A 19,642-nucleotide genomic window follows, 5' to 3' on the forward strand; every position below is an offset into this window, starting at 1 on the left:
CCGGCTCCAGGGTGATCACGGGCCAGCAGTCGGTGGCGGTCGTGAGCCGATAGCCACCCTCCCCATCGGCGCTGAGGCTGCCCCGCCAGCTCTGCTCACCGGGCTCCTTCGGCGCCTGGCTCGGGAGCAGATCCTCACCGAGGCTCTGCCGCAGGCTGCCGGGGCACGCCAGGTGCCCATCGGTGCCCAGCAGGGCGGGATCCTCCAGGGCCGCCAGCTGCCGCTCCCGCCAGTTGGGATGGTGCCAGGGGGTGTCCCACAGGGGCATGGGAGCGGCCGGAGCCCGCGGGTCGAGCACGAGGGCCCGCTGCAACGGCTCCAGCGGCAGCTCGGCCGGCTCCCGGTTCCCCTGAAGGCACAGGGCGGCCGCCATCCCGGCGGCCTGGCCGAGATTGAGCACCAGTGGCTGGAGCCGTGTCGCCCCGTTCGCCATGTGGCTCACGCTGATCGCCTTGTCGGCCGCCAGCAGATTCACCACCGCCTCACTCACGAGGGCTCCGTAGGGGATGCAGAAGGGCGTGCCGCTCCAGCGCCCGCCCCAGCGGCAGCTCTTGGCCGCCAGCGGCCAGTCCGGCCCTGGATAGTGGTGGTCGTTGGCGTAATTACCCACGGCGACAGCGCTCGAGCGGCCGTCGCCTCCGGGGAGCGGGGCGATCGCTGCCCCGGCCCCCCGGGGCAGCAGGTCCTGCTCGATCACCGTGGACAGCCCCTGCAGGCGGCGTCCCTCGCGCCAGTACGGCATCAGGGCGAGGGGGGAGGGGCCTGCCAGGTCCGCGCTCCGGCCGTTGCGCGGAAACACCTCCGCCAGCTCCAGCCATCCCTGGCTGGCCTCCGTGAGGGCAGCGGCAAAGGCGAGGCTGTGCTCCTGCATCGCCAGCACCAGCTCGGCCTCCCGGGCCGCATCGTCACCGAAGGCCCCATCCAGGCCGCGGTGCCAGTCGTTGCCGTGCAGGGGCCAGTTCAACATCACGCGGTCGCCCGGCAGGCGGCCGTAGGTGAGGGTGCGCTCCAGCCCGAAGGCTGCCGTGGCCTGGGCGAAGGGTTCGCGCAGGCTGGGGGCTCCCGCGGGGCACACCCGGTCCTGACGCAGCTGCCCCATCGCCACCCAGGTCGGCGACTGCACGGGCTGCCGCCTGAAGAAGGGATCCTCCGCCAGGTCCTTGGCAGCCGGTGCGCTCGGCTCCTGCCACAGCTCCCTGGGCTCCCAGCCCAGCCGATGGGGCGCCGCGGCGAGGCCGATCAGCTCGCCGCGATCGCTGCCATCGACCACCAGCCGGGGCCGGAGCTCCACCCGTGCCGCGACCCGTCCCTCGCCATCGAGGCGCTCGAGTTCAAGTCCCTCGATCCGTGCTCCGATCCGGCGCACCCCCAGCAGCCTGCAGTTGGGCCACCAGGTGAGGGAGGGAAGCTCGGCCACCCAGGCCCGCAGGACCGCTTCGGCCGTTGCGGGCGCGTACCCGAAGCAGCTGACCCAGTTGTGATCGAGTCCGGCGGGCTCCCGGCGGGCCAGTTCCCGCAGCAGGGCTCCCCACAGCCCGGTCTGCCAGGGCGTCAGCTCGTTGCCGTCCGGGCAGCAGACCCCTGCGGCGCTGACCATTCCCCCGAGCCAGGCCCCTGGCGTGAGCAGGAGGGTCGGGGCACCGGCTCGGGCCGCCTGGATGGCTGCCGCCGCACCACCGGTACCGCCGCCCCAGACCGCCAGGGGCACCTGCTGCTCAGTCATCGGGAATCACGGGCACGATGGGTAGGATCCGGCCCCGGCACAGGGCCGCTCCGGCGGCGCAGCGAGCCCAGAGTCCCGCCGGGCCAATTCCCGCCGCATGTCTTACACCCTCACCACCCCGCTTTACTACGTCAACGACCGCGCCCACCTGGGCAGCACCTACACGACGCTGGCCTGCGATGCGATCGCCCGCTACCGGCGGCTGCGGGGTGAACGGGTGGTGTTCATCACCGGCTGCGATGAGCACGGCCAGAAGATCCAGCGCACCGCCGAGGCCGCCGGTCTGAGTCCCCAGGCCCACTGCGACAGCGTCAGCGCCGGCTACCGGGACCTCTGGGAACGCTGGCAGATCAGCCACGACCGCTTCATCCGCACCACCGATCCGCGCCACCGTCAGCTGGTGGAGCAGTTCTTCGCCCGGGTGGAGGCCAGCGGCGACGTCCTGGAGGGGCGTCAGCAGGGGTGGTACTGCGTGGCCTGTGAGGAATTCAAGGATGACCCGCATGAAGCGCAGGACCCCGAATGCCCCATCCACCGCAAGCCCCTGGAGTGGCGTGATGAGGTCAACCTCTTCTTCCGGCTCTCCCGCTACCAGGGGGCGATCGAATCGCTGATCGCCCAGCCGGACTTCATCCAGCCCCCCAGCCGCCGCCGCGAGGTGGAGAACTTCGTGGCCCAGGGCCTGCGCGACTTCTCGATCTCCCGGGTCGACCTGCCCTGGGGGATTCCGGTGCCCGGCCATCCCGGCCACACCTTCTACGTGTGGTTCGACGCCCTGCTGGGTTACCTCACGGCCCTGCTGGAGCCTGAGGCGTCGATCGAGCTGGAGCACATCCTCGCGCAGGGCTGGCCGGCCCAGCTGCACGTGATCGGCAAGGACATCCTGCGCTTTCACGCCGTCTACTGGCCCGCGATGCTGCTGTCGGCGGGCCTCCCCCTGCCGGAGCGGGTCTTCGGCCACGGTTTCCTCACCCGGGAGGGCCAGAAGATGGGTAAGTCGCTGGGGAATGTGCTCGATCCTGACGTGCTGCTCACCCGCTGCGGCCGGGACCCGGTGCGGTGGTATCTGCTCCGCGACATCCCCTTCGGCGATGACGGCGATTTTCAGCAGCAGCGCTTCACGGATCTGGTGAACAACGACCTGGCCAACACCATCGGCAATCTCCTCAACCGCACCAGTTCGATGGCCCGCAAGTGGTTCGACGGATCCATCCCGCCGGCTGGAGACGGAGCCGTGGCTGGGCACCCCCTGGCCGTGGCGGCCCTGGCAGCGGGCCAGCGGGTGCGGGAGGGGCTCGATCAGCTCGACTTCAGACGGGCGGCCGAGGCCACGCTCCAGCTGGCCACGGCGGCCAACGGCTATCTCAATGACCAGGCCCCCTGGAAGCGGATGAAGCAGCCAGGCCAGGAGGTCCAGGTGGCCGCCGACCTGTATGCGGTGCTCGAAGCGGCCCGTTGGGTGGCCGTCCTGCTGGCCCCGCTGCTGCCCGATCTCTCCGAGCGGATGCTCAGCCAGCTGGCCCTCGCGCCCTTCGCCAGCGGTCCTGTCAGCCCTTCGGAACCCAGCCCCTCGGACCCCAGCCCTTCCGCCGAGCCCTGTTCAGCGCCATCCAGGGGCGCCCCCTGGCTCCAGGCCCAGCAATGGGGTCTGCTTCAGCCCGGCCAGCCCCTGCCCGCGCCCGAGCCGGTGCTGGCGCGGCTGGAACTCGACGCACCGCTGTGAGACCCTTCGCGGCGGCAGGGCGGGCTAGCCTCGGGCTGGGGCTCCTGCTGCCCCTTCTGATCGCTGGTTGCCGCGCCCCCGAAGCGCAGGAGGAGCGCATCCAGCCCTTCGTCTTCCGCAGCCTCAACCTCCGCCAGCAGGATGCGGCCGGACGCCCCCTCTGGGAGCTCACCAGTCCCGAGACGCGCTATGACCTCAGCCGGCGGGTCGCCCAGTCGCGGGACCTCCGCGGCGTTCTCTACAGCCAGGGGCGGGCTCTCTACCGCTTCACGGCTGCCAACGGCGTGGTGCTCAATGATGGCGAGCTGGTGCAGCTGGAGGGGCCGACCCGGGTGCAGCGCCTCGATTCCGACCATCCCCTGGTGATCACGGCCCAGCGGGTGCGTTGGTACCCGGCCCGCAAGCTCATGGAGATCGACCGTTCTCCGCTGGCGACCCAGTCCGACCTGCGGCTCACCAGCCAGCAGGTCCGGTTCCTGATCGACCAGGACCGCCTGGAGCTTCGCGGTCAGCCCGAGCTGGTGCGAGAAGGCCAGGATCCGCTCCGGCTGAAGGTGGCCTCGCTCGACTGGTTGCCCGGCTCCGGAGACCTGCGCGCGGTCGGCCCCGTGCGCGGCCAGCGCCTCCAGCCGGACAGCTCGCTCCAGACCCTGACGGCCCCATCGCTGCGCGCCAATACCCGCACCCAGATCATCGACCTGGCGGGTCCAGTGCGCCTCAGTGACCCTGCCAAGGACGGTTCCCTGGAGGCCCGCCAGGCCCGGCTGGACCTCGCGGGCCGGCTCGTCTCCACAGCCGAGCCCTTCACCGGACGCCTGGGGCGGGCGACCCTCTCCGGTGACCGACTCCGCCTCGACCTGGCCGCCACCACGGCGGAAGTGGGCGGAGCCTGCCGGTTGACCCAGCCCGGCGACCTGCTGACAGCCGCTCGGTGCCACTGGAACTGGAGCACCGGAGCGGTGGAGGCCGTCGGCGGGGTCACGCTGCGGCGTCAGGACCCCGACCAGGTCACCCGCTCGGAGCGTCTGGCCGGTCGCGTCGCGAAAAATGGCTTTGTGCAGTTCGGCGGGAGCGGCGGGCGCGTCACGACGGAGTTCCGTCTGCCGCCAGGAGGTCAGCCCGGCCTTCCGGGTGCTCCCGCCGATCCTGACACCGATCGGAAACGGAAGCGTCCAGCAATCGCCCTGTGAGCCGCTGGGCCCAACCCTCCACCCAGGTCAGGTCGCTGCGGCTGAAGCAGCGCGTTGACCATCCACCCAGGACCACGACCCCGGCCTCCCCCAGCGGTTGAATCAGCACCGCCGGGAGATCCGGCAGCAGGCCCTGGAATTCCTCACGGCCCGGGTAGAGGCTCAGATTGACCAGGGAGAGGGGCTTCCCCCGTTCCATGGCGCGCCGGCAGATCGCACCGGGCTCGAAGCTCCCCTGCCCCAGCAGCCCGCGGCGCAGCAGGCACCGCCCCTCCCAGTGCACGGCGATCACCACGGCCGGCGTCGCCGTCAGCAGCATCTGGCTTCCCCAGCCCAGTTCCTCGTTGACCGCCTCAGGCAGGTCGGGCAAGCGCCACAGCCCATCGGTGCCCTCGAGGGGGGCCCGTGCCGCCGCCTCCGGCACGGCCCTGGTCCAGAGCACGGCGACGAGCATCAGCCCGACCGCCAGCAGACTGGCCAGCACCCCGGCGCGCTCGAGAGCTGGATCAAGCCGGGGGGCGGTGAGCTGGTTGGCCACCACCAGCGCCAGTCCCACCACCCCGAGGGACAGACAGACCCGGGCAGGGGTGGGGAGGTTCATGCGCCACGAGCGGATGGGGAGGGAGCGCCGCGATGGCGCGGACACTCCTGGCCACAGCAGGCAAACTAGGCACAAGCATGCCCCAGGCCCTTGATTCCCCACCTGCGCCGGCCCCACCCTGCGGTCCCCTTCGGCAGCGCCGCCGCCGGCCCCGGGCACTGGCTGCGCCGCTGCACCGGCTGGGCTGTGGCCATGCTGCTGCTGCTTGGTCTGGCTGCACCGGCCCTGGCCGTTTCGGCTGAGGGCTTCCCTGCGACTGCACCTGAGGAGAGGGTGCTCGATACCGCCGCCGTGCTGAGCCGTGCCGCCAACGCCGAGGTGAGCCACCAGCTCGAGGGGCTCACCGACCAGCGCATCGATGCGCACCTTGTCACGGTCAAGCGGTTGGATTACGGCCTGAGCCTTCCCCAGCTGGGCGAGCAGCTGCTGGAGCGCTGGCAGGGCAGCGCCGGCCTCCAGAACCAGTTGCTGTTCCTGATCGACAGCCAGACGAACACCGCTGCCGTGGTTGCGTCGCCCAGCCTGGAGGGGCAGCTGCCCCCCAGCCTGCTGCGCAGCACGGCCCGCACCACGATGGCGCTGCCGATCCGTGAAGGCGCCCGTTTCCGCCAGGCGAGTCTGGATGGCATTGACCGTCTGCTCAGCGTGCTGCAGGGCGGCGAGGATCCTGGCGAGCCCGTCACGGCGGAGATCGTCGCGGCACCCACCAACATCCCCACCCGTGAGGAGACCGCCGAGAGCAACGCCTTCACCTGGGTGATCGTGCTGCTCGTGGTCGGCACCATCGTGCCGATGGCCACCTGGTGGGTCTTTTCCCGCTGATCACCGATGGCCCTCACCGATTGGCTCGGTGCCTTTCGTCGGGCGGAGGCCCACGATGTCAGCCACGACCTGGATCGGGGCTATGAGGCTGCTCTGCTGATTCAGAGCATCGAGCTCGAGCACTACAACGACAGACCTGTCCGTCCTGAACTCGAGCTGGCGCTTCCCCGGGCTGCCCAGGCCCAGCTCCTGCGCCGCTTTCGGGCCGCTCTGGAGATCTGCCGGCAGAGCCTGGTCACCCTGGAGGCCCATCGCGGCGAGTTGATCGGCCAGGAGCAACGCCAGCTGCAGCTGATCGAGACGGTCGTCTCCCGTTACCCCGTCCGCCGCCAACCCCTGCCGGCGATCAGCCGTTCGCCGGAGGTGCTCCCCCGCAGCCTGCTGGGGGTTGTGGATCAGGTGCGCCGCCAGCTCGATCCTGAGGCCGAAGCCAACATGGTTGCGGGCTTCCGGCGGCGCCGCGATTCCACCCTGGTGTCGCTGCGGATCCTGCTGCTGCTGATCCTGGTGCCGGTGCTGGTCCAGCAGGTCAGCCGCACCTACCTGGTCTCCCCCCTGGTGGACCGCTTTGCCCCCGACCATGCCTTTCTGAGCTACCCGAGCCCCCAGCTCGAGGAGCGGGCCGTGGAGAAACTCAGGGTCTACCGCGCCGAGATCGAATTCGACTATCTGCTGACCGGACAGCCGCTCCCCTCCCGGGAGGAGCTCCACGCCAAACTGGCGTCCCGCGCCCAGGAGCTCAAGGAGCAGGCCGACCAGGAGAGCACCCACGCCATCAAGAACGTCTTCGCTGACCTGGCCGGGCTGTTCGGCTTTCTCTTCGTGTGTGTCGTCTGGCGCCGCGATCTGCAGGTTCTGCGAGGCTTTCTGGACGAACTGGTGTATGGCCTCAGCGACAGTGCCAAGGCCTTTGCCATCATTTTGTTCACGGACATCTTTGTTGGATTTCACAGTCCCGAAGGCTGGACTGTGTTGCTGGATGGAGTCGCGAACCATCTCGGACTGCCGGCTCGGCAGAACTTCATCATGCTGTTCATCGCCACCTTCCCTGTGGTGCTCGCCACGGTGTTCAAGTACTGGATCTTCCGCTATCTCAACCGCGTCTCTCCCTCCTCGGTGGCGACCCTGCGCAACATGAATGGAGGTGGCTGAGCTCCAGACTCCCCCCGGGCCGGCCCGCTCTGCCGCGGTGCCGCCCCGGCTTCAGCTGGTCACCGGGCCTGCCCGCAGCGGCAAGAGCCGCTGGGCGGAGCACCTGGCCTCCGCACACACCGGCCCGGTCAGCTATGTGGCCACCGGGCCTGCCCTGCCGAACGACCCCGCCTGGCAGGAACGTGTTCAGGCGCATCGGCGGCGGCGGCCGCCCCACTGGCGCACCCTGGAGCTCCAGGCCGAGCTGGCCCGGGTGCTTCAGGAGCTTGCCGGCGGCGAACTGGCTCTGGTCGATTCGCTCGGCACCTGGGTGGCCTGGGGCCTCGATCAGGATCGGGGAGCCTGGCAGGCCCGCTGCGATGCCCTGGAGGCTGCCCTGCTTGCCTCCCCGGGGCGCGTCATCCTGGTGGCCGAGCAGACCGGCTGGGGCGTGGTGCCCGCGACGGCCGTGGGAGGACTCTTCCGCGACCGGCTCGGTGCCCTCGAGCAGCAGCTCGCCGCCCGCTGCGACACCACCTGGCTGGTGGTGGCGGGGCGGGCCCTCGACCTCAGCGGTCTCGGTCTGCCTGTCCCCCGCTGATCAGCCTCGGGCGATGCCAAGGATCGTTCTGTTCCAACCCCAGATCCCACCGAACACCGGCAACGTCGCACGCACCTGCGCGGCGACGGCCCAGGAACTCCACCTGGTCGAGCCCCTCGGTTTCAGCATCAACGACCGCACGCTGCGGCGCGCCGGTCTGGATTACTGGCCCTACGTCCCGCTTCACCGCCATGCCGACTGGCCGGCCTTCCTCTCCTGCAGGACCGATCGGGGTGGTCGGCTGATCGCCCTCAGTGCCCAGGCCCAGCTGCCCTACACCGGCTTTCGCTTCCAGGCGGACGACTGGTTGCTGTTCGGTCGGGAGAGCGACGGGCTCCCGGCCGAGGTGACGGCGGAGGCCAGCACCTGCCTCACCATTCCGATGCGGCGTCCGCGGCAGCACCCTGACGGGGGCGTGCGCAGCCTCAACCTCTCGGTCTCGGTGGGTGTCGTGCTGTTCGAGGCCCTGCGCCAACTCGATCTGCCCGAGCCCGGAACCCTGTGAGGGCCGGGATTCTACTGGTCTTGGCCTGTCTCGCTGTTGCCCTGGCGACTTGATGCCGAAGGTTCCGTCCGCTACTGTCTGCGCGGTCCAGGGATCTCGGCTTCTCTACTGGGCTCTGTCGTTTGGGGGACACCGTATGAAGCCATTGCAATCTTTTCGAACCACCTTCCTTCTCGCCGCGGGTCTCGCCACCGGCGTGCCGGCGGTCAGTTTTGCCTTCGGCCCCGTCAACCAGGACGAGGCCCCCATCGAAACCCTGCTGGCTGCTCTCCCGAAGCCCAGCAACGACAAGCTCTGGGTCAAGGTGCGCCGTCCCGTCAGCATCGAGGAGCTCTCCTCCCAGCTGAGCCTGCAGGAGGAACGGCTCGCCCAGCTGAATGACGTCGATGAAGATCACCGCTTCGAGCGCGGTGACTGGCTGGTTGTTCCCACCCAGCAGACCCGCCAGATCAAGATGCTGGCTTCGATCGACACGTCTGAACTGCGCCGCAGCCCGCCGCTGCAGGCCCCCCCACCCGTCCAGGCCAAGGGAGAGGTCCGTCTGGGTGACACCGTCTTCAAGATCGCCCAGCGCTACGGCCTGACCATGGCGGAGCTGCTGCGCCTCAATCCCGGCATGCAGACGGCCCGGCTGGTGGCCGGCACCGAAGTTCAGCTCGTCCAGGCCGCTCCCCAGCGTCCCCGGGCCGTCCTCGGGCTGAAGCCCAGCACCAGCGGCGGCCTGAGCTGGCCCCAGATTCCTGGCCTCGGCACGGAGCCCGAGCCCTTCGACGGCTCCACGGCCGATGGCTGGATCTGGCCGGCCAAGGGGGTGTTCACCTCCGGTTACGGCTGGCGCTGGGGTCGCATGCACAAGGGCATCGACGTGGCCAACAACGTCGGCACGCCGATCGTGGCCGCGCGACGCGGCCGGGTCGTGTTCTCGGGATGGCATGACGGTGGCTACGGCTATCTCGTCACGCTCTCCCACCCCGATGGGAGCCGCTCCATCTATGCCCACAACAGCCGCTTGATGGTGTCGGTCGGCCAGGACGTGGCCCAGGGCACCCTGATCGCCCTGATGGGCAGCACCGGTCGCAGCACCGGTCCTCACCTCCATTTCGAGATCCACCCCCCCTCCAAAGGGGCTGCCAATCCGCTCCAGTTCCTGCCGCCGCGCGCCTGATACACTCATCCCACCGCGGCTCGGTAGCTCAGCTGGTTAGAGCGTGGGATTCATAACCCCAAGGTCGGGAGTTCAAGTCTCCCCCGAGCCATTGTGCTTTGTTCTGCTGTGATGCCCTGCTCACAGCTTCTGTTCACAGTCTTTGCGCATCGTTGCGTCGTCGCCATCCCTCCTGGACTGACCCGACGTTGCGCCGGGCCAGTGCCGTGGCGCCCTGCACCTCAGCGCAGATCAATCGCGTTCAGCCGGTCGCGGAACGAGCATGGACCGCTCCCCTGGTCGGCAGAGGCGCTGTCGGCGGGATTCCGATCCGCACGGTCCCAGTCCCCACCGTCCCAATCCCCGCTGTTCCAATCAGCATTGTGGTGATCAGCGCTGTGGCGCTCAGCTCGGCTCCCCTCCGCCGTGCTCAGCTCCGCCGTGCTCCGCGCGCCCATCCTCCGTTCCGAGGCCTTGCGTTCAGCGGCCTTCTGTTCAGAGCGGGCGCCATCCGCCTCTTCGGCGCTCACGACCACCGGAAAGGCAGCCGCTGCCATCGCGGCAGCGGCCGCCCTGCGGCTGCGCCCGGTACCCCGGGCTTCCATGGCGCGGATCAGGCCCTTGCTCCGGTTCACCTCCCCGATGGTCTGTCCATCCTTGGGCCGCACCAGGGGGTTCGACTTCAGTTCGCTGCGCAGCCGGCTGAGCAGCCGGAAATGCCCAGTGGTGTTGTATTTGCGCAGAACGCTCGGATCCCATCCCATCCCGTTGGCCCCGTGGTTCGTGCCAGCCTATGGCCCGGCCCGCAGCCGGTTGTGATAAATTGTTGCTCGTAACTGGAAGTCGATACGAGTTCGAGCACCCAGGCTCCGCGTCGCTTTCGGTCCACCCTTCGTCTACCCACCCCACTCGCGCATGTCCCGGCTCGTCGGTCTGCAGGCCCCTGACTTCACGGCCACCGCTGTGGTCGATCAGGAGTTCCAGACGGTCTCCCTCTCCCAGTACCGCGGCAAGTACGTGGTGCTCTTCTTCTACCCCCTCGATTTCACCTTCGTCTGCCCCACGGAGATCACCGCCTTCTCCGACCGCTACGCGGACTTCACCAGCAAGAACACCGAGGTTCTCGGTGTGTCGGTGGACAGTGAGTTCAGCCACCTCGCCTGGGTCCAGACCGACCGCAAGAACGGCGGCCTGGGCACCTGCAACTACCCCCTGGTGGCCGACCTGAAGAAGGAGATCGCCCGCGCCTACAACGTGCTGGACGAAGAGGCCGGCGTGGCCCTGCGCGGTCTGTTCATCATCGATCCTGACGGCGTGATCATGCACAGCACGATCAACAACCTGCCCGTCGGCCGCAGTGTGGATGAGACCCTGCGTGTGCTGCAGGCCTTCCAGTACGTCCAGTCCCATCCCGATGAGGTCTGCCCCGCCAACTGGCAGCCCGGCGACAAGACGATGAACCCTGATCCGGTGAAGTCCAAGGACTTCTTCGCTGCCGTGAACTGACTCCAGCGACCGCGTTCATCCAGTGACTCTGCCGGCGCCCTCCGCGCCCTGATCCGCAGAGCCGAGGCAGATCCACAGATGAAGCAGATCCACAGATCGGGGGGCCCCTGGCCCCCTTTCTGCTGTCCGGATGGAGCACCCCTCTGGGCGGATGATCTCCCCGCTACGGCTGGACGGCGGCGTCCTGCCCACGGCCGATCGCGAAGGGTGGGCGCAACGAGGTCAGCCCAGCAGGCTGGCCAGCATCCGCTGACCGTCGGTGCCGCCGGTGAGGGGATCGCAGGCCCGTTCGGGATGCGGCATCAAGCCGAGCACATTGCCGCCGGCATTGGTGAGTCCGGCCACGTCACCCATCGAGCCGTTGGGGTTGGCGGCATAGCGCAACACGACCTGGCCACGGTCCTCCAGAGCGGCCAGCTGCTCCGGATCGACCTGGAAGCGCCCCTCGCCATGGGCGATCGGCAGAGCGATCCTCTCCCCCTCGCCGTAGTTCTGCAGCCAGCGGCAGGAGCCCGGCTCCACCTGAAGATCGGCCGGCTCACAGAGAAAGTGCAACCGCTCGTTCCGGGTGAGGGCTCCGGGCAACAGTCCCATCTCCGTCAGCACCTGGAAGCCGTTGCAGATGCCCAGCACGGGGCCGCCCCGCTCGGCGAAGTGACGCAGCTCCTCGAGCACCGGGGCGAAGCGGGCGATCGCCCCGCAGCGGAGGTAGTCGCCGTAGCTGAAGCCTCCGGGCAGCACCACCGCCTCCAATCCGGAGAGGTCGCGCTCCTCATGCCACAGGAAGCGGGTCTGCAGCCCGAGGCAGCCCTCGAGGGCCCAGCGCACGTCCCGATCACAGTTGGAGCCGGGAAACACCACGATCCCGACCGTCATGCCAGTTCCCCGGCGCTCAGCTCGGTCAGGTCGAGGCTCCAGTTCTCGATCACCGGGTTGGCCAGCAGCCGATCACTCAGCAGTTCCAGCTGCTGCTGCGCCGTGGCCTGATCGGGAGCTTCCAGCTCCAGTTCGATGGCCTTGCCGATCCGCAGCCGGCGCACACCATCCACCCCAAGGCGGGCAGCGGCGGCCCTCGTCGCCTCCCCGGCTGGATCGAGCACGGACGGGCGGAGCGAAACCTGAACGCGAGCGCTGTAGACGGGCACGGAGAAGCCGGAGTTTGTTAAATCTTGGCAGCTCGCTTGTCCCGGCCCCCTTGGCAGGTGCAGGTTGAAGAGGTAACTGATCCAGCGCGATGTCCCGCCGCGTGGGCCCCTCCATGGCGCTGCCCCGGATGGCATGGCTCCGGAGGGCACAGCCTGGGATGGCACAGCCCGGGTGGGCACAGCCGCGCCCCTTGGTCAGGGGCCCGGCCCTCGGGCTGCTCACCGCGCTCCTGATGCTGGCCCCAGGCACACCGGCCACGGCAGAGCCCCGCGGGATCGACCTGCGCTGCCGTGAGGGCAGTGGTCCGTGGAAGCCCTGCCGGATGGAGGTGGAGAGTGTGGGTGAGCGCTGGAGCCTGATCGTGGGGGGCCAACGCATCGAGTTCCGTCAGGACGGCCGAGGCGCCTTTGCGATGCAGCGGGACCACTCCAACTGGATTCCGGTGGAGGCCAGCTGGAGCGAGGATCCCGCCCTCTGCTGGGACGGCATCTGTGCCCAGGGTGATTTGCCCCTCGACTAGGCCGTCCCGGCTGACGGACCCGTCGCGACGATCGCGCCCGGCATCACGGGGGCGGTGCCTGGCCCCGTTCCCGCCAGCAGCTCCTGCAGCCGGCTCGGCAGATCGCGCCGCTGCAGGTCGAAGCCCAGCATGACCAGCTCCAGCCCCAGGGGCTTGGCGCCGACCGTGCTGGCGCCGGTTGGGGGCTCGGCCTCAAAAACACTCTCGAAGCGGGGGCCAACGGCCTGAAGCACGAGGGGCCGCGCCTTGCCCTTCAGCCAGAGCCGGCCCTTCAGCCGGATCAGGCTGTGGTCCAGGCAGAGCTGACGGAGCGCGCGCTCCAGAGGCTCCCGCTCAAAGGCACCTGTCCACTGCAGGGCCACCGACTCCATCGCCACATGGGTGTGGTCATGGTCGTGGTCGTGGTCGTGGTCGTGGTCATGGTCGTGGTCGTCGGAGGCGTGCCCCTGCTCGTGATCGGCCGGGCTGTGCTGCCCTGTGGTGGTGCTGCGGGGCTCGAGTCCCAGCACCACCGCCGGATCGATCCGGCCCCGCTCCATCGCCAGCACCGGGGTGGTGGGCCGGAGCAGGGGCTCGAGCCGTTCCCGAACCCGTTGCTGTTGGTGGGCGTCGAGGCTGTCGGAGCGGCTGACCAGCACGAGGTCCGCGCACTCGAGCTGCTCCGCGAACAGCTCATCGATGGCACTGGCGTGGTCGAGGCTGGGATCGGCGGCCCGCTGGGCCTCAAGGGCGGCCGGATCCGTCACCACCGAGCCGCTGGCGAGGGCTTCGCCGTCCACCACGGTTACCACCCCATTGACCCGGGTGCGGGAGCGGATCTCCGGCCACTGGAAGGCGGCCAACAGGGGCTCGGGGAGGGCCAGACCACTGGTCTCCACCACGATCCCGTCGAGTTGGTCGGCCCGCTCCAGCAACTGCTGCATGGTGGGGAGGAAGTCCTCCTGCACGGTGCAGCACAGGCAGCCGTTGGCCAGTTCCACCAGCCGGGAGTCCACGTCCTCCTCGGGGCAGAACCCGCAGCTGCGCAGGAGATCACCGTCGATGCCCACCTCACCGAACTCGTTGACGAGCACGGCCAGCCGCTGCCCGCCATGCAGCAGCAGCTCCCGTAACAGGGTGGTCTTGCCGGCACCGAGGAAGCCGGTCACAACCGTGACGGGCAGGCGTTGCGAAAGGTCAGCCATGGGTTGGGACCTAGGCGCTGAAGCTGGCGCGGGCGAGCACCGCGCCAGCGCCCAGCAGGGCAATCCCCATCCACCGCAGCCGCGCCGGGCTCAACCGCTCGACCAGGGAGCGCAGGCCGGCCAGGGCGAGCAGGAGCAGGGCCGCCTGGCTCAGCAACAGGCCCACGGCATAGAAGGCGACCGGCATGGCAGACCACCCCAGCACAGGCCCACTCAGCACATAGCCGTGCATGGCCATCGCCGGCAGCAGGACAGCTACCGGCAGACGTCCCAGCAGCACCAGCCCCACCAGGGCGATTGTCGCAGCGGTGATCAGTTCGGCTCCGGGCAGACCCGGAGCGATCAGGCCGGCGCCGCTGCCCAGCAGGCCCACGCCCAGCAGGCCGAGCATCCAGCCACGACGGTGGCGCAGGCCCACCAGGGAGAGCGCCAGCAGAAAGATCAGATGGTCCGGCCCCAGCACAGGATGGAGCAGACCGCTGATCAGGCCGTTCAGGGGTGAGGCCTGCAGCGCGTTGATCTCGACCAGATGGTGCGCCTGGGCGGGCTGGGCCCTCAGCACGGCAGCCAGCAGAGCAACCAGCAGCCCGGCTGCCGGCCCCAGCCGCAGGGCCGCCCGCACGGGGGTGGGCCCGGCCTGGGACGGGCTGGAAGGTTGAGGGGATCTCATGAAACGGTCCGCGCCGAAGGATGGGTGAAACCGGCGGGCGTTCTGACTGGGCAGAGGTTCCGGAGGCTCCGGTCTGCCTTCACAGCTGCGGGACAGTGCCGGGCTTTCACCGGGCTTTCCCCATTGCTTCCGGTGGCTGATCCCCACCGGAACCGGATGCCGATCCTATGGGCAAGCGACTCAGCGGCAGCCGAGGCTGTCACGGGTGGAAACCCCGGTGGTGGGATTGGTGCCGCTGGCCCTGCCGCAGAGGGCTTTCTGCTCCGGCAGATCGAGCACCGCATCGGTGAAGTCGGCACCTTCGATCGCTGAGCCGCTGAAGCGGCTCTGCATCAGCATCGCGTTGCGCAGGATGGCACCGGAGAGGTTGCTGCCATCGAAACGGGTCGCAAAGGCCACCACGTCCCCCAGATCCGCATGGCTCAGGTCGGCCTGGCGCAGCGAACTGGCGTTGAACACGGCGCCCCGCAGGTCCGCACCGCTGAAATCGAACCCATCCAGGCTGGCCTTGAGGAATTCCTGCTGCTGGAGGTTGCGGCCGTGCATGTCCGGCTGCAGATCCTGCACGGCCTTCTGAGCCCGCAGTTCCGGCGCGGTGATGGCAGAGGCGGGGGGGGCGCCCAGGGCCAGCACCGCCAGCAGCACCCCCAGAACCAGCCCCCCCCGCGACAGATTCAGCAGATGGGCCGTCAACCTGCCCAGCCCCGACAGGGCGAAACGGAACTGGACCATGCACGCAGCCCTACGGTGAGACCAAAGTTATGGCAACCATGGGCATGACCCTGCGGGTGGTGGTTCCCCCCCATCCCCTCATCGGCCACTGGCTCAGCGTGCTGCGCGACCGGTCCACCCCCCCGGCCCTCTACGCCACGGCCACCCTCGAGCTGGGCCGCTGGCTCACCTACGAGGCCCTGCGGGACTGGCTGCCCCAGCGCACCATCCCCATCCCTGGATGCCAGGGGGATACGGAGGGGTCCATCGTCGACCCCGCCGTGCCGATTTTGGCTCTGCCCGTGCTTCGGGCCGGTCTGGGGCTCTGGGACGGGGCCCGGGCCGTGATCCCGGCGGCCCGCGTGCTCCATGTCGATCGCCACGGCAGGACCCTGCCGGACAGCATCGAGACCCGCTGTGGTGTGCTGGTCTTCACCCCGGAGATCGCCAGCGGGGACTCCCTGGCCAACCTGCTCGACGCCCTGGCCCAGCGCTCGGTCACGGGCGAGCGGCTGCGGGTGATCACCGCCCTGGCCTCGTCGGCTGGCTTGAAGTTGCTGGGTGAACGCTGTCCGACGCTGACGATCTACACCGCCTGCATCGACGCTGGACTGAGCCCCTCCTCCGCCATCGACCCCGGCATCGGCAACGTGGAAGAGCGCCTGTTCGGGATCTCGCTCCAGGCCCGGCCCTCCAGCGGCGATCTCCCCGTGGATTCGGCCGTCGCCCCTGCCTAGGCTGGCTTCAGTTATCCGCTTCTGATGGTCGCTCCGCAAGCCGATCCTGGCGGTTTCCGCGGCACTGCCTCCGGACCCTCCGGCAGCAGGTCGATGGTGCTGGCCAGCGCTCTGGCCGGGGCGGTGCTGGGAGCGGCGGGGCTGGCCTGGTGGCTGTTGTCCGAGGCGGAGAAGCGCCGCCTGCATGCCCGCCAGCAGAGGGTTCTGCGGCTGTCGCGCTATCAGGAGAGCGGTGGCGCCCTCGACGGCGTTCCCCCGGCCCGGTTCGCGGCTTCCCCCACGGAGCAGGAGCTGCACAGCAAGGTTCACCAGCTCAATGAGGCCATCGACGACGTGCGTCGGCAGCTCGAGGCCTTGGCCACCGGCCGGTAGGTTGCCTGCAGGCACTCCCCTCTGCGGCCATGCTCCGTTCCGATGCAATCACCCAGGGCGTCCAGCGGTCGCCCAACAGGGCCATGCTGCGGGCCGTCGGCTTCGGCGATGACGACTTCGGCAAGCCCATCATCGGCATCGCCAACGGTTACAGCACCATCACCCCCTGCAATCTGGGGCTCAACGATCTCACCCGGCGTGCCGAGCACGCGGCCCAGGCGGCCGGTGCCATGCCCCAGACGTTCGGCACGATCACCGTCAGTGATGGCATCTCCATGGGCACCGAGGGGATGAAGTACTCCCTGGTGAGCCGGGAGGTGATCGCCGATTCGATCGAGACGGCCTGCAACGCCCAGAGCATGGATGGCCTGCTGGCGATCGGGGGCTGCGACAAGAACATGCCCGGCGCCATGCTGGCCATGGCCCGTATGAACATTCCGGCCATCTTCGTGTACGGCGGCACCATCAAGCCGGGCCGACTCGGGCCCTGTGATCTCACCGTGGTGAGTGCCTTCGAGGCCGTGGGTCAATTCTCCGGTGGCCGGATCGATGAGGAGCAACTCACCGCCATCGAGAAGAACGCCTGTCCAGGGGCCGGCAGCTGTGGCGGGATGTTCACCGCCAACACGATGAGCTCCGCCTTCGAGGTGCTGGGCCTCAGCCTGCCCTACAGCTCCACCATGGCGGCGGAAGATCCGGAGAAGGCAGAGAGCGCCGCCCGTTCCGCCGAAGTTCTGGTCGAGGCGATCGCCAAGGACATCCGCCCCCGGGATCTGATCACCCGGGAGGCCCTCGAGAATGCCATCGCCGTGATCATGGCGGTGGGGGGCTCGACCAACTCGGTGCTGCACCTTCTGGCCATCGCCCGCACCGCGGGGGTGCCGCTCAGCATCGACGACTTCGAGCGCATCCGTCAGCGGGTCCCGGTGATCTGCGACCTCAAACCCAGCGGTCGCTATGTCACGGTCAACCTCCACCAGGCGGGTGGCATTCCCCAGGTGATGAAGCTGCTGCTCGATGCCGGGCTGCTGCACGGTGACTGCCGCACGATCGAAGGCAAGACCATCCGCGAGGTTCTGGCTGACGTCCCCAGTGAACCCCCCGCCGACCAGGACGTGATCCGGCCGCTCAGCAACCCCCTCTATGCCCGCGGGCACCTCGCCATCCTCAAGGGCAACCTGGCCGTCGAGGGGGCCGTTGCCAAGATCTCCGGCGTCAAGACCCCGGTCATCACCGGCCCGGCCCGGGTCTTCGAGAGTGAGGAGTCCTGCCTCGAGGCCATCCTGGCGGAGCGGATCCAGGCCGGCGACGTGGTGGTGGTGCGCAACGAGGGTCCCGTCGGCGGCCCCGGCATGCGGGAAATGCTCAGCCCGACGGCGGCGATCATCGGCCAGGGCCTAGGCGAATCGGTGGCCCTGATCACCGACGGACGCTTCTCCGGCGGTTCCTACGGCCTGGTGGTGGGACACGTGGCGCCGGAGGCGGCCGTCGGCGGCACCATCGGCCTGGTGCAGGAGGGCGACAGCATCACCGTGGATGCCCACCAGCTGCTGATCCAGCTGAACGTGCCCGACGAGGAGCTGGAGCGTCGTCGATCCAGCTGGGTCAGACCGGCACCCCGCTACCGCACGGGAGTGCTGGGCAAGTACGCCCGCCTGGTCGGCAGCAGCAGCCAGGGCGCCCTGACCGACCAGGACCTGTTCTGAATCAGGCCAGCAGGGCCCGTAGCCGCCGGGCCAGGGCTTCCAGGGGTGCGCCGTCGAGGGGCCTGGCACAGCGCTGCCCGGTCTCGCCTGCCATCCAGACCGGATGGAGTCCATGCCACAGCATCGGACGTTCGGGCTCCGTCGCCCAGGCGAGGGTCAGGTTCAGCTGGCCGCCACTGCGGTAGAGCTCCAGCTCGAGATCCTCCCGGGGCAGGCGTTCCCCATCCGGGCCCCGCACCTCGATCTTCAGGCAGCAGTCCTCGATGCGAGGCACCTCACCAGGCTGGCCAGGCAGCACGGCATGGCGCAGTGGCTTGCGACAGAGGTCTGCCGCTGCGGCCACCAGCTGGGCCAGATCGGTGTTGGGGAGTGGTGGCGGCTCAGGGGTAGGCACGCAGGGCCTGAAGGGTGAACTGGATCGGACCGGCCTTGAAGCCGGGGTTGGGGCTTCCATCGTCACCGAAGCGGGAGTGGAGCAGCTGGACCCGGCTGACGCGGCTGGGGTCGAAGCGGAGCGGCAATCCCACCGGGCGTGCCCGCACCGATGGGCGAAGGCTGGCGAATGGAATGCGCAGGCGGGTCATGCCCTCGGGTTCGGTCCCGAATCCCGCCACCCAGCGCAGTCCGCCGGGGATGAGTTCCGTCAGGCCGGCCAGTCCATCCGCGCAGGCCACGGCGAGCTTGAAGGTTCTCCCCTCACCGCGCAGCTCCAGTTCGAGCCCCTCCGCGGCCGAGAGATCCAGCGGGGGCGAGAAGAGCGGCGAGCGGCAGCTCACGAAGCCCCCTCCTTCCTCCACCAGCAAGCCCTGGAACTGCAGACCAGCCGCACCGGCCTGGCAGACACCCTGGCTGCGACCGCCCATGATCGTGTCGTTCAGGGCATGCCAGCCGCTGAACCCGTCGCCTGCCGCAATCTGGATCAATCGTTCAGCAACGCCGCCGCTGCATTGTCGGCCAGCACGGTGATCGTCGTGGACGGCTGTACCCGCCGCGCCGGGGTCCGCTCAGCACTCTCGGTTGGATCGAGCAGCCGCCGCAGGGCCTCCGCCTTGCCGCCGCCGCTGACGAGAAAGATGACATGGCGCGCCGCGGACAGGAGCGGCACGGTCATCGTGATCCGCGGCAGTCCCTTCCCCATGCCGACCGTCACCAGCCGGTCGGTCACCGCCGGGGCGTCCGTGCCGGGAAACAGGGAGGCGGTGTGACCATCATCACCGAGCCCGAGCAGCACGAGATCGAGCACCGGCGGTTCCCCGGGACAGAGGAGGCGGATCAGCTCGGCGTAGGCCGCCGCCCCCTCCTCGGGGGTGGCCATCGCCGTGGGGACGGGGTGGAGGCAGGCTCCGCGGCCGGGCTCCTGGGCCAGCAGACTGCGGCGCAGCATCAGGGCATTGCTGGCGGGGTCATCGGCGGGCACCCACCGTTCATCCCCCAGCAGCACGTCCACCCGGTTCCAGGGCAGGTGCTGGCCGCCGAGCTTGGCGTAGGACGCCTCGGGCGTGCTGCCACCGGCCAGGGCAATGCGGCAGCGGTCCCGCTCGGCCAGGCTCAGATCGATGCCCGTGGCGATCAGTTCGGCGGCCCGACGCGCCAGGGCTTCGCCGGCTTCGACCCGTTCAACCCTGTAGGCGGTGGCGTTGGGCATCCTGG

Annotated in this window: 21 protein-coding genes, 1 tRNA gene, 2 pseudogenes and 1 riboswitch; of the genes and pseudogenes, 13 read left to right on the plus strand and 11 right to left on the minus strand. The window is 69.4% G+C overall.

Annotated elements, in window-relative coordinates; translation table 11 throughout:
- Positions 1–1,723 (minus strand): FAD-dependent oxidoreductase (locus tag ACLD7X_RS05490; protein WP_411422507.1); only part of this gene is annotated, 1,723 nt, incomplete at its 3' end.
- A gap of 88 nt (positions 1,724–1,811) precedes the next feature.
- Between ACLD7X_RS05490 and metG the strand changes: the two are divergent.
- Together metG and lptC are read left to right on the plus strand one after the other, a co-directional pair.
- Positions 1,812–3,446: pseudogene (metG, locus tag ACLD7X_RS05495) on the plus strand (methionine--tRNA ligase); the annotation flags it as partial.
- Complete coding sequence (gene lptC, locus ACLD7X_RS05500) at positions 3,443–4,636, plus strand: LPS export ABC transporter periplasmic protein LptC (RefSeq protein WP_411422508.1); 1,194 nt, start codon at positions 3,443–3,445, stop codon at positions 4,634–4,636. The pseudogene metG and the gene lptC, both read left to right, overlap by 4 nt.
- Here lptC and ACLD7X_RS05505 read toward each other — a convergent pair.
- Positions 4,530–5,237 (minus strand): cofactor assembly of complex C subunit B, encoded by a 708-nt coding sequence (locus ACLD7X_RS05505; RefSeq protein ID WP_411422509.1) that lies wholly within the window; start codon positions 5,235–5,237, stop codon positions 4,530–4,532. The two genes, lptC and ACLD7X_RS05505, sit on opposite strands and share 107 nt — an antisense overlap.
- A 90-nt stretch (positions 5,238–5,327) precedes the next feature.
- Here ACLD7X_RS05505 and psb32 point away from each other — a divergent pair, with 90 nt between their 5' ends.
- The 6 genes and pseudogenes from psb32 to ACLD7X_RS05535 all read left to right on the plus strand — a co-directional run bounded on the left by psb32 (position 5,328) and on the right by ACLD7X_RS05535 (position 9,552).
- Positions 5,328–6,059: a photosystem II repair protein Psb32 gene (gene psb32 / locus ACLD7X_RS05510; protein ID WP_412006669.1), complete on the plus strand. Its 732-nt coding sequence runs from the start codon at positions 5,328–5,330 to the stop codon at positions 6,057–6,059.
- A 6-nt stretch (positions 6,060–6,065) separates the two neighbouring features.
- Positions 6,066–7,211, plus strand: coding sequence for a proton extrusion protein PcxA (gene pxcA / locus ACLD7X_RS05515; protein ID WP_411422511.1), 1,146 nt, complete (start codon positions 6,066–6,068; stop codon positions 7,209–7,211).
- Entirely contained in the window at positions 7,198–7,791 is a 594-nt protein-coding gene (cobU, locus tag ACLD7X_RS05520; protein ID WP_425625100.1) for a bifunctional adenosylcobinamide kinase/adenosylcobinamide-phosphate guanylyltransferase, read from the plus strand. The genes pxcA and cobU overlap by 14 nt, the downstream gene beginning before the upstream one ends.
- A 13-nt stretch (positions 7,792–7,804) precedes the next feature.
- Complete coding sequence (locus tag ACLD7X_RS05525) at positions 7,805–8,296, plus strand: tRNA (cytidine(34)-2'-O)-methyltransferase (RefSeq protein ID WP_411422513.1); 492 nt, start codon at positions 7,805–7,807, stop codon at positions 8,294–8,296.
- Between the two features lie 787 nt (positions 8,297–9,083).
- Positions 9,084–9,461: pseudogene (locus ACLD7X_RS05530) on the plus strand (M23 family metallopeptidase); the annotation flags it as partial.
- A gap of 17 nt (positions 9,462–9,478) precedes the next feature.
- A tRNA-Met gene (locus ACLD7X_RS05535) sits at positions 9,479–9,552 on the plus strand.
- A gap of 130 nt (positions 9,553–9,682) precedes the next feature.
- Here ACLD7X_RS05535 and ACLD7X_RS05540 read toward each other — a convergent pair.
- The gene (locus ACLD7X_RS05540) at positions 9,683–10,204 is read right to left on the minus strand and encodes a hypothetical protein (RefSeq protein WP_411422515.1); all 522 of its coding nucleotides are present in this window, start codon (positions 10,202–10,204) and stop codon (positions 9,683–9,685) included.
- 151 nt (positions 10,205–10,355) lie between these two features.
- Between ACLD7X_RS05540 and ACLD7X_RS05545 the strand changes: the two genes are divergently transcribed.
- The gene (locus ACLD7X_RS05545; protein WP_411422516.1) at positions 10,356–10,946 is read left to right on the plus strand and encodes a peroxiredoxin; all 591 of its coding nucleotides are present in this window, start codon (positions 10,356–10,358) and stop codon (positions 10,944–10,946) included.
- A 222-nt stretch (positions 10,947–11,168) separates the two neighbouring features.
- Here ACLD7X_RS05545 and purQ read toward each other — a convergent pair whose 3' ends face one another.
- Together purQ and purS are read right to left on the minus strand one after the other, a co-directional pair.
- The gene (purQ, locus tag ACLD7X_RS05550; RefSeq protein WP_411422517.1) at positions 11,169–11,822 is read right to left on the minus strand and encodes a phosphoribosylformylglycinamidine synthase subunit PurQ; all 654 of its coding nucleotides are present in this window, start codon (positions 11,820–11,822) and stop codon (positions 11,169–11,171) included.
- Positions 11,819–12,091 carry a phosphoribosylformylglycinamidine synthase subunit PurS gene (purS, locus tag ACLD7X_RS05555; protein WP_411422560.1) on the minus strand — a complete coding sequence of 91 codons (273 nt, stop codon included), beginning with the start codon at positions 12,089–12,091 and terminating at the stop codon, positions 11,819–11,821. Before purS ends, purQ begins: the two co-directional genes overlap by 4 nt.
- 191 nt (positions 12,092–12,282) lie before the next feature.
- Between purS and ACLD7X_RS05560 the strand changes: the two genes are divergently transcribed.
- On the plus strand, positions 12,283–12,612 hold the full coding sequence (locus ACLD7X_RS05560; RefSeq protein ID WP_411422518.1) for a hypothetical protein: 330 nt from the start codon (positions 12,283–12,285) through the stop codon (positions 12,610–12,612).
- Here the strand turns inward: ACLD7X_RS05560 and cobW are convergent.
- The 3 genes from cobW to ACLD7X_RS05575 form a co-directional block, all read right to left on the minus strand.
- Complete coding sequence (cobW, locus tag ACLD7X_RS05565) at positions 12,609–13,796, minus strand: cobalamin biosynthesis protein CobW (protein WP_411422519.1); 1,188 nt, start codon at positions 13,794–13,796, stop codon at positions 12,609–12,611. The two genes, ACLD7X_RS05560 and cobW, sit on opposite strands and share 4 nt — an antisense overlap.
- A 10-nt stretch (positions 13,797–13,806) precedes the next feature.
- A complete protein-coding gene (locus ACLD7X_RS05570; RefSeq protein ID WP_425625101.1) occupies positions 13,807–14,418 on the minus strand; it encodes a HupE/UreJ family protein in 612 nt (203 codons plus the stop codon).
- 63 nt (positions 14,419–14,481) lie between these two features.
- Positions 14,482–14,638, minus strand: a riboswitch (cobalamin riboswitch).
- Between the two features lie 8 nt (positions 14,639–14,646).
- Positions 14,647–15,198 carry a pentapeptide repeat-containing protein gene (locus ACLD7X_RS05575; protein ID WP_411422521.1) on the minus strand — a complete coding sequence of 184 codons (552 nt, stop codon included), beginning with the start codon at positions 15,196–15,198 and terminating at the stop codon, positions 14,647–14,649.
- A 38-nt stretch (positions 15,199–15,236) separates the two neighbouring features.
- On the opposite strand from ACLD7X_RS05575, the gene upp reads away from it, so the two are divergent.
- The 3 genes from upp to ilvD are packed head-to-tail and all read left to right on the plus strand — an operon-like array spanning position 15,237 to position 17,992.
- Positions 15,237–15,914, plus strand: coding sequence for a uracil phosphoribosyltransferase (gene upp, locus ACLD7X_RS05580; RefSeq protein ID WP_412006671.1), 678 nt, complete (start codon positions 15,237–15,239; stop codon positions 15,912–15,914).
- A gap of 24 nt (positions 15,915–15,938) precedes the next feature.
- Positions 15,939–16,286, plus strand: a complete 348-nt coding sequence (locus ACLD7X_RS05585; protein ID WP_411422523.1) for a hypothetical protein — start codon at positions 15,939–15,941, stop codon at positions 16,284–16,286.
- A 29-nt stretch (positions 16,287–16,315) separates the two neighbouring features.
- Positions 16,316–17,992, plus strand: a complete 1,677-nt coding sequence (gene ilvD / locus ACLD7X_RS05590) for a dihydroxy-acid dehydratase (protein ID WP_411422524.1) — start codon at positions 16,316–16,318, stop codon at positions 17,990–17,992.
- A 1-nt stretch (position 17,993) separates the two neighbouring features.
- On the opposite strand, the gene ACLD7X_RS05595 is transcribed toward ilvD, so the two are convergent.
- Genes ACLD7X_RS05595 through pgl form a run of 3 tightly spaced genes read right to left on the minus strand, consistent with a single transcriptional unit; the run spans position 17,994 to position 19,637 of the window.
- Complete coding sequence (locus ACLD7X_RS05595; protein WP_411422525.1) at positions 17,994–18,386, minus strand: hypothetical protein; 393 nt, start codon at positions 18,384–18,386, stop codon at positions 17,994–17,996.
- Positions 18,373–18,915 carry a CIA30 family protein gene (locus ACLD7X_RS05600; RefSeq protein ID WP_411422526.1) on the minus strand — a complete coding sequence of 181 codons (543 nt, stop codon included), beginning with the start codon at positions 18,913–18,915 and terminating at the stop codon, positions 18,373–18,375. The genes ACLD7X_RS05595 and ACLD7X_RS05600 overlap by 14 nt, the downstream gene beginning before the upstream one ends.
- A complete protein-coding gene (gene pgl, locus ACLD7X_RS05605; protein ID WP_411422527.1) occupies positions 18,912–19,637 on the minus strand; it encodes a 6-phosphogluconolactonase in 726 nt (241 codons plus the stop codon). The genes ACLD7X_RS05600 and pgl overlap by 4 nt, the downstream gene beginning before the upstream one ends.
- Between the last annotated feature and the right edge of the window lie 5 nt (positions 19,638–19,642).

This window comes from Aphanothece microscopica RSMan92 (assembly GCF_046613545.2).
Lineage (GTDB): Bacteria > Cyanobacteriota > Cyanobacteriia > PCC-6307 > Cyanobiaceae > NIES-981.